This window comes from Pseudomonas sp. P1_F1_2 (assembly GCF_056405815.1).
This window is the reverse complement of sequence record NZ_JBFUBK010000016.1, coordinates 46,776-62,326: the sequence shown is the minus strand read 5'-3', so window position 1 is coordinate 62,326 and position 15,551 is coordinate 46,776. Positions and strand designations below refer to the sequence as shown.

Here is a 15,551-nt window from a genome sequence, read left to right as displayed (position 1 = left end):
CGTGACAGACCGCAATGGTTCGTTCTCACCCCAGCGACGCTTTACAACAGAGTCTGGTCATCCTAATAGAATCGATCAGGTATAGATAACACCCTTCTGAGAAATAGCGTGAATACAGAATTGATGGAAGATGAGATGCGCCGGGCACTATTCGGTGATCCTGAGCCCTCTGCTCCGGCAATTCACCCGGACGTGCAGGACACAGTCCCGGATGTTGTGATCGTGCAACCGGTGAAGGCAGAGAAGAAAAAGTCAGTCTCGAAAGGCTTCACACCTAGGTTGAGAGTCACGCTCCGTGTGGGAAATGAATTTGAAGGCGAGATGCACGAGATGGTACATGAGGCCGATACGCTGAGCTCCCTAGTTGCAGAACAAGAAGCTACTAAGACAGCCAGAAAAAAATTCAGATTTGTGGAAGTGGTATCGGTCAAGTCGATGTAAGTGGGTACTTCCCTTTGGCTCACCCGCCTGGGCATTAAACCGCATTCGGTTACCGCGGAGCGCGCAACAGGGTCGTGTCGAATGAAGCCTCAAAGATTAGGGGGCGGTAGTCGTATCCCGGACTGGATTTAACATCCTCACTCCATACCGCTCTCAATGATAATTGCTCGCCAGCCCAAGCCACATAACTGAGGGTCGCGACAGGCTGAAATCGGCCGATTCTGTTGAAAAAGTCGTCATCTAAAACTGACTGCTCATTGGATGGTGAAAATGCCTTTTTTGCGCACTGCTACGTGAAATCCGAGTCCGCAAGCCACTGCCAAAAGTAAAGATTTCAATCTCGGACGCTTACTTCTCTGACGCGCAAACCATGGCCGACTTTTTCAACAGAATCGGCCAATAGCTGCCTGTCGTCCCAAGCCGAAATCGCCCCATAGCGGCCGTTTGCGGAAAGTGGCTCACCGTCATGAGCAGTCTATCCGGCAGAAGCGACCCGAGGATTTTCATCATTAGCAAACCAGGATAGGTGCGCCGCGTCCAACAGCTTGGTTAACAGGATGACCTATGTCGTGCCCAAAGGTCCTGAACTAAGATGGTCGGATATCCGCTCTATTTGGACGAGGATGCCTGTAATCACTTAGCGGGGAGACATGCATTCGCTACCCACCCTAGGTCAATGGAGCAGACGTGCAGGTGAGACGATATTGGGCCCCCCTGCTACCCGACTGAGCAATTCCAGTCGGGCAACCTCGAATTTATTCCATATCACCCGATCGGCAAACTTGGGTAGCGAGATGGCTTCTCCAGAATCAAAATCCTCTAACGCGGCATCCACAATGGCCACTGCGCCTTGATATTGGGTTTGCTGTGAACCTGCATACAAAATTGCTTGAACGCGTACTGCGACTTTATTGAAATGCTGCCGCAGCGCGTGGGATAGCGAGAGCAAAAAAGCGCTGTTCGCCGACTCAATGGCAGCATCGGAACTCGCCTCGAACACGGGCAGCAGATTGATAACCGTTCCGGCGCCCCTCTTTACGAAACCATTTGCCAATGCGTAGAACAAGCGTACGGGAGCAGTGATCCCCAAGGCGATTGTGGCCCCTATCTCATTTTCCTCAGTGATGTCGTGATGGTTGATGAGCAATGTGATACTGGCGTCCTGGCTTAACAAGGCCTCGATGCGGACAACTTCGGCGGACACTGCCAAATCGGCATTCAGCACTTCCACCGATCGTCCGCTGGAGTCAGTGAGCGCTGTAGCAAGCGTCAATAGTTGCGGCCGATCCACCGCAATTAAAATCAAGTCGTAGCCCCGCTGAGTCAGTCGGTGGGCGAAAGCTATGCCTATTGCTGTACCAGCGCCGGTTATAACGGCCGTGCCTTTATGAGTCATGCGGTTTGCTCCAAAGGCGAGTGCACGAAATAGGGCCAGAGTAGTGAACGCCCGTATGTCGGTAAAGGCCGTAAAACCATCATTTTCGGCCTTGGGCCGGTCAAGTTTATGGCGGAAATGTTGGCATTCCGAAGTTTCTCGTACCTCAGTATCGGCCTTACTGAATTTATCCGGCGCTAAACGCTAACCTCCTCGAAATCGCGGTTCTGCTTGCAGTCCCGCGATTTTCGCGCATGCTGACGTTTCGCCTGTCACCAGACATTCATGCGTCAAGCCAGTGTTCAACTGGGCGAACGGGAGTTTTTATGCAAAGTGTGGCGTTAATCGTACGGCCCGATTTTCAGGTGATGAGCCTTGCTGCGCTTTCAGCTTTCGAGTTTGCCAACCTGGCCGCGGGTGAAAAACTCTACGACATTAGTGTGCTATCCGAGCATGGTGGCTTGGTCGCCAGCTCCCTGTTCACTTCGGTTGATACTCAGCAGTTCAACAAGACTGATTTCGATACCGTCTTGATCAGCGGTGCAATGGATCGCAGTTCGGCGTCGAACGGTATTCATTCCTTTCTGGTTGAAGCCAATGCCAATTCCCGGCGGGTAGGCGCTTTGTGCGTCGGCGCTTTCGCGCTTGCCGAGTCCGGTCTGCTCGATGGGCGTCGAGCTACAGTGCACTGGGCTCGTGCCAAGGAAATGCGCGATAGATTCCCCGCAATTAAAGTAGAAGAAGATCGCATCTTCATTATCGATGGCAAGATCTGGACCTCGGCAGGCATGACCGCTGCGCTCGATTTAACCATCGGTATGGTCGAGAAGGATTACGGTGCCGCGCTGGCCCGGACCGTCTCGCAGCGGCTGGTGCTTTATCATCGCCGCGCGGGTGGGCAGTCCCAGCATTCTGCGATGCTGGAACTGAGTCCGAGCTCCGACCGCATTCAGCAGTCGCTGGACTTCGCTCGAAAAAACCTGCGGCGCGACCTTTCCGTAGAAGACCTGGCGGATGCGGCGTGCCTGAGTCCTCGGCAATTCAGTCGAAGCTTTCGCGAGCAGACCGGAAGCTCCCCCGCCAAGGCCATTGAGAATCTACGTCTGGAGGCCGCCCGATTGATGATCGAACAGGGGCGACTAACGCTTGAAGCGGTGGCCGCGGAGACCGGCTTTGGCGACCGTGAGCGTATGCGTCGGGCCTTCCTGCGCGTGTATGGTCAATCCCCGCAATCGTTGCGCCGGACCTTCGGTTCCAACGCTGAGGTATAAGCTTCTAGTTTTTCGCAGCAGAATAACGGCGGCCATTGGCCGCCGTTATTCATTCTTGGAACGCTACTTTTTGAGCGTGTAGATTATTTAATTTGAAGGTTGAAGTTGCGGTGCAGGTCGGCGACCCGATGTATAGGCCAAGGCCAAGGCCGTTGCTGCGCAGAGGGCACTGACAAAGCCAAGGTTGGCCAATGAGCTGTAGTGCAATGTCAGAGAGCCGAGACCCGCACCCAGTGAGAAACCGAGGTACATGAAGGAGGCGTTGAGCGACAACACCACTGGCGCGCTCGCAACGCCAGCCACGCCGACCAGCGTAGTTTGCTGGGCAGGATAAAAAGCCCAATGCGCCACGCCCCAGGCAGCGATGGCGAGGACAATCGGCACAATCGCAAACTGTTTACCGATAAAGTGCGGCGCCAGCGACAGGACGACGAACGCGGTAGTGGATGTCGCCAAGGCTGGCAGGATCACTGCGCGCGGACCTTTGCGGTCTACCGCTCGGCCGCTGATGGCCAGGCCGATTGCGGCTGAAACACCCCAGCCAAATAGCACGAAGCCTATCACCGGACCATTTATGAAGGTGGTGGCTTCAAAAAGCGGAGCGAGATAGGTGTAAGTGGTGTAGCTCGCCATCGCCCACAACGTAGTGATCAGCAGCGTATGCAAAACCGCAGGCTGAGCCGCCGTTGAAATGCGCTGGCGCAAGCTGGCAGTGGCGAGTCCGGTTCCTATCTCGCGTGGGAGGCCTATCAGCAAACCGGCAACGGCCAACGCGGCAATAATCGCGACGCTGCCGAACGTGGCGCGCCATCCCATTGCCGCCCCCAGCACTGTGCCCGCCGGAACACCCAGGGCAATGGCGAGCGACAGGCCACCGTTGACGATGCCTATGGCGCGGCCACGCTGTTCGGGCGGCACGACCACGCTGGCCAGTGCGTTCGCACCGGGTACATACACTGCAGCCGCGAGTGCCAGCACCACTCTCGCGGCCATCAACGACCAATAGCCACTGGCCGTGAAGGCCAGCAGATTGGCCACCGCAAATAACGCCATGGCACCGATCAGCAGCCTGCGCCGGTTCAGGTTCCCGGTCAGCGCCGCCAGCACTGGAGAGCTCAGTGCATAGGCCAGAGCAAATACAGTGACCAACTGGCCCGCCATGGCCACGCTAACGCCAAGATCCGTCGCCATTCCGGGAAGCAGGCCCGCGATCATGAAGCTTTCGGTACCGACGGCAAACGTGCCTAAGGCCAGCCAATACAGCGGCCGGTTGCTTTTGATGAATTGGGTTGAGTTCATGGTATTCCAGCTGTGAAAAAATGATGGCGCCCTGTAGATCGCATGTACACATAAAAAAGCCCCCGCGAGGGGGCTTCGTTTGGTCTCTGCGCTAAAGCAACTCGAGCTTGGCGAAAGACGTTACGCAATCGCTTCTTCTTGATAGAACTGGTAGTCGGTGTAACCCACCTCGGTACCACCAAAAAAGGTCGGACGGTCATAAGCGTTCAGTGGCAGATTGTGACGCAGGCGCTCCGGCAAGTCCGGGTTGGCGATGAAGTGGCGACCGAAGGCCACCAGATCGGCGTCGCCAGCCTGAATGATGGCCTCGGCGGATTCGCCGTTAAAGCCACCGGCAGCAATGATCACGCCTTTGTAGTGTTTGCGCATCAGTTGGGCTGCGACCGGCGCAGGGTCGGCATTCTCGTCCTCGATGTTGCCCAGGATGCGCGGCTCGATCAGGTGCAGGTAAGCCAGGTTCAGCGGCGCCAGTTGCTGCGCTACGTAGGTAAACAGGCCTTCCGGATCGCTGTCGCCCATGTCACCCCAGGTGCCGCTCGGGCCGACACGTACCGCCACGCGATCACTGCCCCACACCGAAATCAGCGCATTGGTCACTTCCAGCAGGAAGCGTGCGCGGTTCTCGAACGAGCCGCCGTAAATGTCGGTGCGCTTGTTGCTGTTGTCCTGCAGGAACTGGTCGATCAAATAGCCGTTGGCGCCATGCAGTTCCACGCCGTCAAAACCGGCTTTCACGCCGCGCTCGGCAGCGCTGCGGAAGTTTTCTACCAGGCCTGCGATCTCTTCGATGCTCAGGGCGCGGTTCGGGGTATTGGGTACCCAACCTTCGGTGGTGTAAGCCACGCCGCCGTGCAGGATTTCCGATGGGCCGACGGGGATGCTGTTTGCAGGCTGCACGTCGACATTGGATTGGCGACCCGCATGATAAAGCTGCAGGAAAATCTTGCCGCCTTTGGCGTGCACGGCGTCAGTGACGTGTTTCCAGCCCACGATCTGGCTGTCGTCGAATAGGCCTGGTGCGCCGAGATAGCCGTTGCCGTTTGGCGCGGCGATGGTGGCTTCACCGATCAGGAAACCGCCTTCGGAGGTGCGCTGGGCGTAGTACTCGGCCATCAGGGCGCCAGGACGAGCGCCATCTTCGGCACGCATGCGGGTCAGCGGTGCCAATACAATGCGGTGGGCGAAGGTGAACCGCCCGACTTTAACTGGGGAATGAAGTTTGGACATGGTTGCCTCGATTGAAGTGTATGTGTAGAGCCATTGGATATCCGCCCGGGTCGATAGCCATGTGGGCTTTCGGGGTTGGGGCGCTTGGCATCAGTAAAGGTGATTTTCCGGAGTGAATAAATGGGCCGCGTTTCCCATCACTTCGGACTTTTTGGCTGTAATGCTGGCGATCATGGATGATCGAACTGTCGATGTCCGGATAACGGCGCCCGCACTCATGCAAGCGCCGTAGGGTGCTCACTGGGCGTAGAGTGCCAATAGCTGAGCATTGAACTCAGTGACCAAGGCGTGTTCATCCGCCCCCGCATTAGCGCGCAATGGCTTGGCCCGCTCGACCAGAATTTCCACCGCGTCCGTGCCCAGCACCGCTATCGTCTCGGCAATAAACTCATCCAATGGCATCGCAAGTTCCGCTTCGGAGCTATCCATCAGCTCAGTACGTACCCATGGCGGCGCGATTTCCAGCACCTTGACCGAGGTATCGCGCAGCATGAAGCGCTGAGACAGTGCATAAGAATGCAGCGCGGCCTTGGTGGCGCTGTACACCGCCGTCAGCGCCATGGGCACGAAACCGAGTACTGAAGAGGTGTACGCCACATAGGCGTCATCGGCCTTCTTGAGGTGCTCGATCAGCGCCGAAGTCATGCGGATGGGGCCCATCAGATTGGTGGTAATGGTCGACGCCAGCAATTCGTCATCCACTTGGCCGGCGGCAGTGTCCGGCAACATGATCCCGGCGTTATTGATCAGCACATTGAGCTGCGGGAATTCGTTGATCAACTGTTTCGCGACCGCGGTAATACTGGCTGGATCGGTGATATCCAGTTCGACCGCGTGCATGCCCGGGTTGGCTGCAACGACGGCTTCCAGATGGCCCTTGCGCCGACCTGAGATAATTACCTGGTTTCCCAGTTTGTGCAGTGCTTCGGCCAGCCCACGGCCGATGCCAGAGCCGCCGCCGGTAATGAAGATGGTGTTTTGAGTGAGTTTCATGGGTGAGTCCTCTGAGATTACAGAAATGCAAAGCGTGAACAATGGAGGGAAAATATCGGTTACTTGGCGGCGCGAATGACCAGGTCGGCGACAGCTGCAGGTTTGGAAATCATTGAGCAATGGCCCGCATCGACATGGTCGCTGACGGCGCCAATCTTCTTCACCATCAGCTCTTGAAGTGCCGGTGCTATGGCGTTATCAAGGGTCGCCACCAGATACCAGCTGGGCTTGTCCTGCCAGGCGGCTTGAGTGAGTGGTGCGGTGAGTGCCGCTACAGCGGTCGGACGCTGGTTTTCAAACAGCTGACGCTTCTCCTGCGCACTCACATCCTGAGCAAAGCCTTCATGGACACCCTCGTAAGTGAGGCTCGACGAACCCGCCTGATCTATGCGGATCTCGGCACTCATCAGCGACGGCTCGGCCAATGCGGTCAGCCCCAAAGCTGATTCGCCAATGTCAGGGGTAAAGGCGTTGATATAGACGAGGCCCGCCACCTTGGCGTGAACACCTGCCTCGCTGATGACCGCACCGCCATAGGAATGGCCTACCAGCAACACCGGTCCTGGAGCGGCGGCGATGGCCTGGGACACGACGTCGGCATCTGCTGCCAGTGACGTCAGCGGCAGGTTGACCGTGGTCGTACTCAGGCCGGCGGCTTCGATCAAGGCGCGCGATTTGTTCCAGCTGGTGCTGTCGGCCCAGGCACCGTGTACAAGAATGACGTGTTCGATAGTGCTCATGCCTTCTCCTGATTTCGGGTAGACGGGCGGGTTGCCCGTGCTGTGAATTCAGGATCTATGCTAGGCGCGAGCTAAGAAGCAGATGGGTCGAAATACCGACGTTTCGGGACATCTCACTGGCTGCAGGATTGGCATACTCTGCAGAGAGTGCAGCCAGCATTAAGGCAACTTTCTGCACAGTGATCACCCTTGGTTTGAATGATCATCTGCAGGTGGCTTTATCCCTTGTCGATTGGGCCATCAGTTCAGGTTCATGAAGGTTACCGGCACCCATGAATAGCCTGTGTCTTCCTTGCGCAGGCGCCCAAAGCCAGGGAAGGGCATATGAGCACCACCAACCAGGGTTTTGTCCTCTGCCAACTTCACGAAAAGGTCTTCGCGGGTCTTGATTGCGGTCGGTCCGTCAGCGTCGAACGCGATACCCACTTCGGGATGTGGCATTTGCACAGAGACGACGTGGGCAACGTCGCCCCAGATCAGCAGCGATTGGCCCTTCGACGAAACCCTGTAACCCACGTGCCCTGGCGTATGCCCCGGGATGGCAACGGGAGTAATGCCCGACACGATTTCATCCATGCCCTGCAATGGCTTCCATTTGCCAGCCGCCAGATAAGGCGCAGCGGCAGCCTGGGCAATCTGGAAAAATATTTTTGCGCCCTCTGGCGCTTTTTCCGCAATGTCTTTCGACAGCCAGAAGTCACTCTCGGTCTTCATCATGGAAAGCTGTGCCTTCGAGAACACGCGTTGGCCTTTGGCGTCGTAGATTCCGCCAATGTGGTCGGCGTGCATATGGGTCAGCAACACCAGGTCGATTTGTGCGGGTTTGTAGCCAGCAGCCTTTAGGTTGTCAGTGAGCTTGCCAAGTGACGGCCCTCCCCAATGGCCTCCGGTGCCCGTGTCGATGAGGATGAGTTTTGAACCTGTATTGATGAGATAGCCCGTTACCGAACCGGACACCTTTTGCGGATCATCGAAAAACGTTCGCAGCAGCAGCGACTGAATGAGGGCCGGGTCGCCGCTGAGTAGCGATGAATCAATACTGATGCCGCCATCGAAGAGTGCGGTGACCTCGAAATCGCCCATCATCATGCGATAGAAGCCCGGGACTTGCTTGTGTTGCATAGGCGCTGCGGCCTGAACCGGCTCGACTGCGAAAAGTCCTCCGCCGATAGCCAGCGTTACTGCAAAGACGGCGCGAGAAGCTAGCGTGGTGAGTTTCATTCCCATTCCTTTTCGATGGTAGAGGAGCACTGCAAAGGGACGAAGCCAACCGGCAACTCCCACTAGCGACCTACGGTACTGGCTGTTGATCTTAGTTCAGCATTCGAGAGGTCGTATTAAAAACGCGGCCAACGTCAACGCCTCGCTCCCTACTACTTCCCTTCCCAATTCCCCCGCCCGCCTCTACTCTGCCTTAACCCTCTCCCAGCACCGAGCTCACCTCAAATGATGGACAGCCTCAGCGGCATCACGGCCTTCATTCATGTGGCCGAAACCCGCAGCTTTACCGAAGCCGGTCGCCTGTTGGAGATCTCCTCCTCCGCCGTCGGCAAGAGCGTGGCGCGCATGGAGGAGCGCCTGGGTGTGCGGCTGTTTCATCCCAGCACCCGCAGCGTCACCCTGACCACCGAAGGCGAACTGTTCCTGGACCGCTGCAAGCGCATTCTCAGTGAAGTGGAAGCGGCAGAAATGGAACTGCTGGAATTGTCCGCCACCCCGCGCGGCAAGGTGCGCATCAGCGTGCCGATCCAGAACGTGTTGATCATGCCGGTACTGGCCGGGTTCATGCGGGCCTACCCGGACATCGAGCTGGACGTGGACATGTCCGACCGCATGGTGGACGTGATCGAGGAAGGTTTCGACGCGGTGATCCGCACGGGCGCGCCGCAGGATTCGCGGCTGATGGCGCGCAAGCTGGGGGGGTATCAATTGCAGTTGGTGGCGTCGCCGGCGTATCTGGAGCGCCATGGCGACCCGGCGCACCCGGACGATTTGATCCACCACGTGTGCCTGCTGCACAAGTTTCCGGCCACCGGGATGATCGAGCGTTGGCCGCTGCGCGTCGACGATACGCACATCGAGCCGAACCTGACGCGGGCGTTGACCTGCACCACGATGGACCCGCTGACGTACCTGGCGATCGATGGAGTGGGGATTGCCTGCCTGCCGGATTTTTCAATCCGTCAGCCATTGGCCGACGGCAGGCTGAAGGTGGTGCTGGAGGACTACACCGACCACACCGGCAACCTGTGGATGCTCTGGCCTGCGTCGAAGCAGACGGCACCGAGGTTGCGAGTGTTGATCGACTTTTTCAAAGACAACATTCTCAAGGTCTAGCGTTGCAGGGCCTCGGCAATTGGGGCCTTGCTGATGCCGAAACTGAGCATCACCGCCAAGCCGAGCACACCAATCGCCGCGCCCAGCCACAACGCCGAAGACACGCCGGCGTGATCAACCATCAAGCCGCCAAACAACGAACCCGAAGCAATCGCCACCTGAAACGTGGTCACCAACATGGCGGAACTGGCTTCCGGCAATTGCGGCGACGTCAGTTGCATCCAACTGCTCACGCCCAGCGGAATCGCGCCGTAGGCAACACCCCACACCAGCACCGCCAACGTCACGCCCCAACCCTGTAATCCGGGCAAGGCCAGTTGCGCAATCACCATCAGCAACACCACGGCGCCCAGCGACGCACGCAGGTGCGTGGTGATGCTCCCGGCCATGGCGAAGATCGCCAACATGCCGACCAGACCGAAGCCCAACAGAATCGCAGTGATCACACTCGGCGAGAAACCAGCGTCATGCCCAAGGAACGGCGCAATGTAGGTGTACGCCGTGAAATGCGCGGCGACCACTGTGCCCAGTAGCAACATGCTGCGGCGGGCATTGCTGCGTGACAAAAATGCCACGAGCGCGCGCCACTTCAAGCCTTCACTGGAAGGCARTGACGGCAAGGTCAACGCTTGCGCAATTAGCGCCAGCAACGCGAGCCCTGCGGTCACGGCAAACGACATCCGCCATGAAAACAACGTGCTGACAAACGTCCCGAACGGCACTCCGAATACCGTTGCCAGGGTGATCCCGGCGAAGATCAAAGCAGTGGCCTTCGCTGCCTTCGACTGGCTGACCAACCGCCCCGCCGCCGCAATGGCCACAGCCCAAAAGCCCCCTAAAGCAACACCGAGAAGCCCGCGCCCCAACAACATGACCGGCAATGACGGCGCCAACGCCGAGACGACGTTGGAAGCCACCAGCAACAGGGTTAGCAGCAGCAACAAATGTCGCCGGTTCATTCGCCCCGCGCCAAGCATGATCGCCGGCGCCGACACCGCCGCCACCATGCCCGGCACGGTGACCATCAACCCGGCCACCCCATCGGTGATGCTCAGGCTATTGGCAATTTGCGGCAGGACACCGACCGGCAGGTATTCGGTGGTGACAAAGGCAAAAGCGCCCAGGGCCACCGCGTACACCGACAGCCAGTCGCGCCAGGAGGACGGCTGCGCTGGCGCGAGCGCCGCGGTGGCCGGTGATGCAGACAGATCGTTCATGGCAAAGCTCCACAGTAATGAGTGGCGCCATGCTAGGTATCCGAGCCCTGCGGAAAAATGGTGCGCGGCTCCGATCACTGCGGATCAATCGTTCCGCAATCGAACCGACGGGCAGCCATTAGTGCCTTTCCTGTCCGCAGTGTTCGGCCCTTTGGCCGGTTTTTCCGCGGGGCTGCGCTCCCTAGACTTCACCTCGTCAGCCAAACCCTACGAGGACATTCCCATGACAACTGCACACTCCCCTATTCGCGTCGGCATCATCGGCGTTGGCAACTGGGCTCGCCACGGCCATCTGCGCGTGCTGAACCTGCTGCCGCAATATCACCTGCAAGCGGTGTACAGCGAACGCCGTGAACGCGCCGAGGCCGCGGCCAGCGAATACGCCATCAGCCAGGTCGCCGACTCGGTCGACGCGTTGGTCAATAACCCCGAAGTCGACCTGGTCGTGGTGCTCAACACCGCCCCGCAACACGAAAAAACCGTGCGCGCCGCCATCGCCGCCGGCAAAGACGTCTACTGCGAATGGCCGCTGACCACCACCACCGCAGACTCCGAACAATTGCTGCACCTGGCCAAGGACGCCGGCGTGCGCCACATCGTCGGCCTGCAACGCCGCCACGCGCCGCACAACCGCTACCTGCAAGACCTGCTGCAACAAGGCTACGTCGGCAAGGTGCGCTCCGTGCGGATGCACGTCAGCATGAATTACTTCCAGGCCCTGCGCCCCAACGCCCTGCGCTGGACCGCCCCCGAGGAAAACTTCTCCAGCGTCATTGCCATCTACGCTGGACACTTCCTCGACATGCTCTTCACCGCCACCGGCTGGCCAGTGAGCGTCTCGGGGCTGATGGTCAACCAGTTCCCGAAAGTGACGATCAAGGAAACCGGCGAAGTGCTCGACAGCACCGCCCCCGACCAACTCGTCCTCAGCGGCATGCTCGAAGACGGCGGCGTCATTTCGATCCACATCGAAGGCGGCAAACGCAACGGCTCGGGCGTACAGATCGACATCACCGGCGACCAGGGCGACCTGAAAATCAGCAACCGCTCGGCGTTTGGCGATGTCGGCGACGACTATGTCGTCGAGGGCGCGCATGGCGATAACCTGACGCTGGAAGTGTTGCCCGTGCCTGAGAATTATCAGCGCCTGCCGGCCTCCTCATTGCCGTCAGCCGTGCTTGAACTGGCAGAGCTTTATCACGTGTATGCGCAGGATGTTGCCGAAGGCACCCATGCGGCGGCGACGTTCGACGATGCATTGCGCCTGCATCAGTTGCTGGATGTGGCAAAGAGCGGGACTCAAACTCCCCTGAAACGGATCGTGTGACGACTCATGCTTGTGAAATACCTCGATATTGAACTATCGAGTATGAAACCTCGTTGGCGCAGCCGGGGCGGACATATGCCCGCCCCGAAGCGCCATTTAATCTCAGAGGCCATAATTGGATCGTCGCAGCCCGCCCTTTTACTCAATTGAATCCGGGAAACGTGCGCCGAACATCGGTAGGCCGCTGGCAGAACTGACTGTGGTCGCCTCGTCCTGGAGCACGTCCCAGTGTTCGACCAGAATGCCATTTTCGAGACGCACGATGTCTACTGCGATGAGCGCAGTCGGACTACCGTTTCCAGAGAAACGGCCATGAACCATCACTTTGTCTTCCTCTGCCATTATGACGCTGGGTTCATACATCAGTGTATTGGGCAGACTTTTGATCAAGTCAAATAAACCCTGCCGTCCTGGAGGGATAAGCGCACTGTGCTGAATATAGTCCGCAGACCAATACTCCTCGGCTGCATCGTAGTCACGTTGATTAAATAAAGCATCGAAAGCTTTAAGTACGATAGATTTGTTTTTTACTTCAATATTCATAGTTGCTCCTGATTGTATGTTGAGCTTGGGGAAATAGAACTCAGGCCATGCGAGTCCTAATGGACAGTTACAACGACAGGGTTGGCCTCTAGAGCGCTTTCAAATTCCGTCAAGTCCGGTTGTGAAAGAGCGAACAAAGGACAACGCATCAGAGTTCCGCACGCTGTAGGCAATACATCCTAGTCCTGAGGATTTAACCGTATAAGCCGAAAAACCGACATTTCATGCCAAACCGTCCACCCTGACCGAGGACCTTCTGTACGTATGTCGTCGTTGCTAAGCATGAGGAGCAACCGGAGATCTGAGTCCACGGCAGGCGCTTAGCCGCCTTTCATAGCTTACGAGTATTGGTTAAAGGCTTCCTCGTGATCGTGCGCGTGTACGAAACGACAAAGGCGTTTTTCAAAAACGCCTGAAATCTCGATGATTTGCAGAAACAAAAACGGGGGAGATCATACTGCGACATTTCCGCGTTCATAGCCCGCTATCGGACGACCTTTGCTGCCAGCCAAAGGTCGATTTTTCAGGACTTCGCGACAAGCAGGAAATCAACCATAAGCAGCCATTCCCGAAGGGCAGCTTCACGCCCTGAGGAAGTCAGTCAACCTAAATCGAGGTTCTTCAGCAGCGGTGAACCACGCTTCCTCAAGGCATTCAAATAGGTGGTTTCATCGTAGAGCGTCCTGGTCTGCCAGCACCGATACAGAATCCGAATCCACTTAAACGCGAGTGCGCGTACAGCAGCCTGGTAGGTGCTCCCTTTGGCGCGTTGCTGCCGGTAGAAAGCTCCAGCCCAAAAGGATTTATTGATGGTCTGACCCGCCCATTCCACGAAGGTCTGACGAAGGAACGTTGGACATTGCCAGCGCCAATGCACCCAGCTCTTCTTACCACTCCGTTCCGTCACCGGGGCAATGCCGGAGTACTTTTGCAGCTCGTCCGCGCCATGGAAACGCTCACGTTGCTCTCCGAAGGCTGCGAGTAAGCGTGGCGCCAGATGCTGGCATGCGCCCGGCAAATTCCTAAACAATGTGTAATCCGGTAGTGCAGAAGCGACCCGCTCGATTTCCTTATCGAAGCGATCGATCACCGTGAGGACGGTGCGCAGCTGCTCCACCAACGCGAGGACGTGCAAGCGGCAAGGCTCGATAATGCCGGCATCTTCGGTGAGCGCAGATGCCGCACGGATCGATGCCAAACGCGCCTCGATCAATGTGGCGCGACGCCCGTTATGGGCATAAAAGAACGCCTCAAGCGTGGTTTTACGCGCCCGTTTGGCTGACAAGAGTGTCGGCCAGCTAGTGAGAAAATCGCAAAACAACTGAGTGTCTCGCTGCTCAAACCAGTCCAGTGCCTGCGGGTAATACTGCTTGAGGGTGTTGCATAAACGGTTGGTAAAACGCGTCTTGTCGTTGACCAGATCCCGACGCTGTTCGATCAGGCTAAGCAGCGAACGCATTGCCACACTCTGCGGCCTGAGCGCGGTGAACCGTTCAGGATGGCGAAGCAGTAGATCGAGTGCTAACTCCGCATCGGTGGGATCATCCTTGGCGCGACTCGGCTTGAACGCCACGCGATATTTGGCAAGCGTCGAGGGATTGATCGGGAACAGCACGAAAAAGTCATACTTAAGGAGAGCCGACACAATAGGCCCTTTGGCCAACTCCAGAGCTACAGCGATAGGGCCACCGAAGCGCAGGTGCAATGCCTTGGCCCACTCGTCAATGCGATCAACCTGGTGCGGAATACAGTCGAACTGACGATGATTGTCATCCCCAGCCTGTAGGCAAATATCATGTTTGGTATCTGCCCAATCAATGCCGACATAGGCTGTGAATTGCTGACTCAAGGACGCTGTCACGTGAACCTCCGCAAGCGATAAAATAGCTGCTAGGGACATGCATGCTTGCGTTCAGCGAAGGCAATATAGTGAGCCGGTGCGACGGCGAACCCTGAGTATTCGTTATCGAGCGCAAGCGCACCTGTAGACTCGGAACTAAAGCTGCAAACGTCATGCGTTTGGGTCGTTTTATTCGTAGTCTACAGGTGCATGTTCCACCCTCGCTGACAGCTACCTGCCAACCGTTACCATTATCGATGAAGGTGAGACGGACTATCTATAATGGGTCGATTCTGTTGAAAAACTCGGCCATGGTCTCCCCAGCAGAAAAGTACGCGTCCCAGAGTGAAATCTTACTTTTGGCAGTGGCCTCCGGACTCGGATTTCACATAGCAGCGTGCAAAAGAGGCTTTTCATCAGTCAATGACCAGCCAGTTTGGGCAGAACGACTTTTTCAACAGAATCGGTCGTTTTCAGCCGGTCGCGACAGGCACAAAACGGCCATGCAATTGCGCAGTAGTAAGGTGATCGGGATTCCATTGGTGGCTGCGTCGACTGACTTTTCTTTTCCAATCGAGCCCAGAAGAATATAGGCAACGCCAACAAAACGGGGGCAGCAGACCCTTCTTTAAAGTCGCGCGCAAATGATCGCCACAGCACACGCACAAATTCCGACGGCCAGGTGTACCAACGGATGCTCTGGATCTGCTTCAGATCTGAGGCTGGGGCACCCTCTGTACTTTGCTGAGTGCGAATGAGAGATATCTGATCACGAATGGAAAGGTAAAGCGGTACAGCGCATGCCAGAAGTTGTAATTCCACCCAATCAGATTGAACATTCCGCTTTGCACGACCCGGAACATCATACTGATGACGAGCCGATAAGGGCGGGAACGAGCATGCAACCTTCTTTCACTGCGTAAAAACTCCTTAGTAGGGAT

General features: G+C 57.1%; 13 protein-coding genes. 4 read left to right on the top strand and 9 right to left on the bottom strand.

Translation table 11 applies throughout. The features are described from left to right. Positions 1 to 108 precede the first annotated feature (108 nt). On the top strand, positions 109 to 441 hold the full coding sequence (locus AC1D2P_RS07305; protein ID WP_477757388.1) for a hypothetical protein: 333 nt from the start codon (positions 109 to 111) through the stop codon (positions 439 to 441). Positions 442 to 1,114: 673 nt separating this feature from the next. Here AC1D2P_RS07305 and AC1D2P_RS07300 read toward each other — a convergent pair. Beyond that, positions 1,115 to 1,837, bottom strand: coding sequence for an SDR family NAD(P)-dependent oxidoreductase (locus tag AC1D2P_RS07300; protein WP_477757387.1), 723 nt, complete (start codon positions 1,835 to 1,837; stop codon positions 1,115 to 1,117). A 305-nt stretch (positions 1,838 to 2,142) separates the two neighbouring features. Between AC1D2P_RS07300 and AC1D2P_RS07295 the strand changes: the two genes are divergently transcribed. Further along, positions 2,143 to 3,087 carry a GlxA family transcriptional regulator gene (locus tag AC1D2P_RS07295; protein ID WP_477757403.1) on the top strand — a complete coding sequence of 315 codons (945 nt, stop codon included), beginning with the start codon at positions 2,143 to 2,145 and terminating at the stop codon, positions 3,085 to 3,087. 87 nt (positions 3,088 to 3,174) lie between these two features. Here AC1D2P_RS07295 and AC1D2P_RS07290 read toward each other — a convergent pair whose 3' ends face one another. From AC1D2P_RS07290 to AC1D2P_RS07270, 5 genes are all read right to left on the bottom strand, one after another. Beyond that, complete coding sequence (locus AC1D2P_RS07290) at positions 3,175 to 4,386, bottom strand: MFS transporter (protein ID WP_477757386.1); 1,212 nt, start codon at positions 4,384 to 4,386, stop codon at positions 3,175 to 3,177. A 120-nt stretch (positions 4,387 to 4,506) separates the two neighbouring features. Continuing rightward, positions 4,507 to 5,613 (bottom strand): alkene reductase, encoded by a 1,107-nt coding sequence (locus AC1D2P_RS07285; protein ID WP_477757385.1) that lies wholly within the window; start codon positions 5,611 to 5,613, stop codon positions 4,507 to 4,509. A gap of 237 nt (positions 5,614 to 5,850) precedes the next feature. Further along, entirely contained in the window at positions 5,851 to 6,606 is a 756-nt protein-coding gene (locus tag AC1D2P_RS07280; RefSeq protein ID WP_477757384.1) for an SDR family oxidoreductase, read from the bottom strand. Positions 6,607 to 6,665: 59 nt separating this feature from the next. Continuing rightward, complete coding sequence (locus AC1D2P_RS07275; protein WP_477757383.1) at positions 6,666 to 7,346, bottom strand: alpha/beta hydrolase; 681 nt, start codon at positions 7,344 to 7,346, stop codon at positions 6,666 to 6,668. Between the two features lie 240 nt (positions 7,347 to 7,586). Beyond that, positions 7,587 to 8,567, bottom strand: coding sequence for an MBL fold metallo-hydrolase (locus tag AC1D2P_RS07270; protein ID WP_477757382.1), 981 nt, complete (start codon positions 8,565 to 8,567; stop codon positions 7,587 to 7,589). Positions 8,568 to 8,795: 228 nt separating this feature from the next. Here AC1D2P_RS07270 and AC1D2P_RS07265 point away from each other — a divergent pair, with 228 nt between their 5' ends. Further along, positions 8,796 to 9,683, top strand: a complete 888-nt coding sequence (locus AC1D2P_RS07265; RefSeq protein ID WP_477811368.1) for a LysR family transcriptional regulator — start codon at positions 8,796 to 8,798, stop codon at positions 9,681 to 9,683. Here the strand turns inward: AC1D2P_RS07265 and AC1D2P_RS07260 are convergent. Beyond that, complete coding sequence (locus AC1D2P_RS07260; RefSeq protein ID WP_477757381.1) at positions 9,680 to 10,900, bottom strand: MFS transporter; 1,221 nt, start codon at positions 10,898 to 10,900, stop codon at positions 9,680 to 9,682. The two genes, AC1D2P_RS07265 and AC1D2P_RS07260, sit on opposite strands and share 4 nt — an antisense overlap. A 223-nt stretch (positions 10,901 to 11,123) precedes the next feature. Here AC1D2P_RS07260 and AC1D2P_RS07255 point away from each other — a divergent pair, with 223 nt between their 5' ends. Further along, positions 11,124 to 12,227: a Gfo/Idh/MocA family protein gene (locus AC1D2P_RS07255; RefSeq protein WP_477757380.1), complete on the top strand. Its 1,104-nt coding sequence runs from the start codon at positions 11,124 to 11,126 to the stop codon at positions 12,225 to 12,227. Between the two features lie 138 nt (positions 12,228 to 12,365). On the opposite strand, the gene AC1D2P_RS07250 is transcribed toward AC1D2P_RS07255, so the two are convergent. After that, on the bottom strand, positions 12,366 to 12,770 hold the full coding sequence (locus AC1D2P_RS07250) for a nuclear transport factor 2 family protein (RefSeq protein WP_477757379.1): 405 nt from the start codon (positions 12,768 to 12,770) through the stop codon (positions 12,366 to 12,368). Between the two features lie 601 nt (positions 12,771 to 13,371). Beyond that, complete coding sequence (locus AC1D2P_RS07245) at positions 13,372 to 14,631, bottom strand: IS110 family RNA-guided transposase (protein WP_477757378.1); 1,260 nt, start codon at positions 14,629 to 14,631, stop codon at positions 13,372 to 13,374. Positions 14,632 to 15,551: the final 920 nt, after the last annotated feature.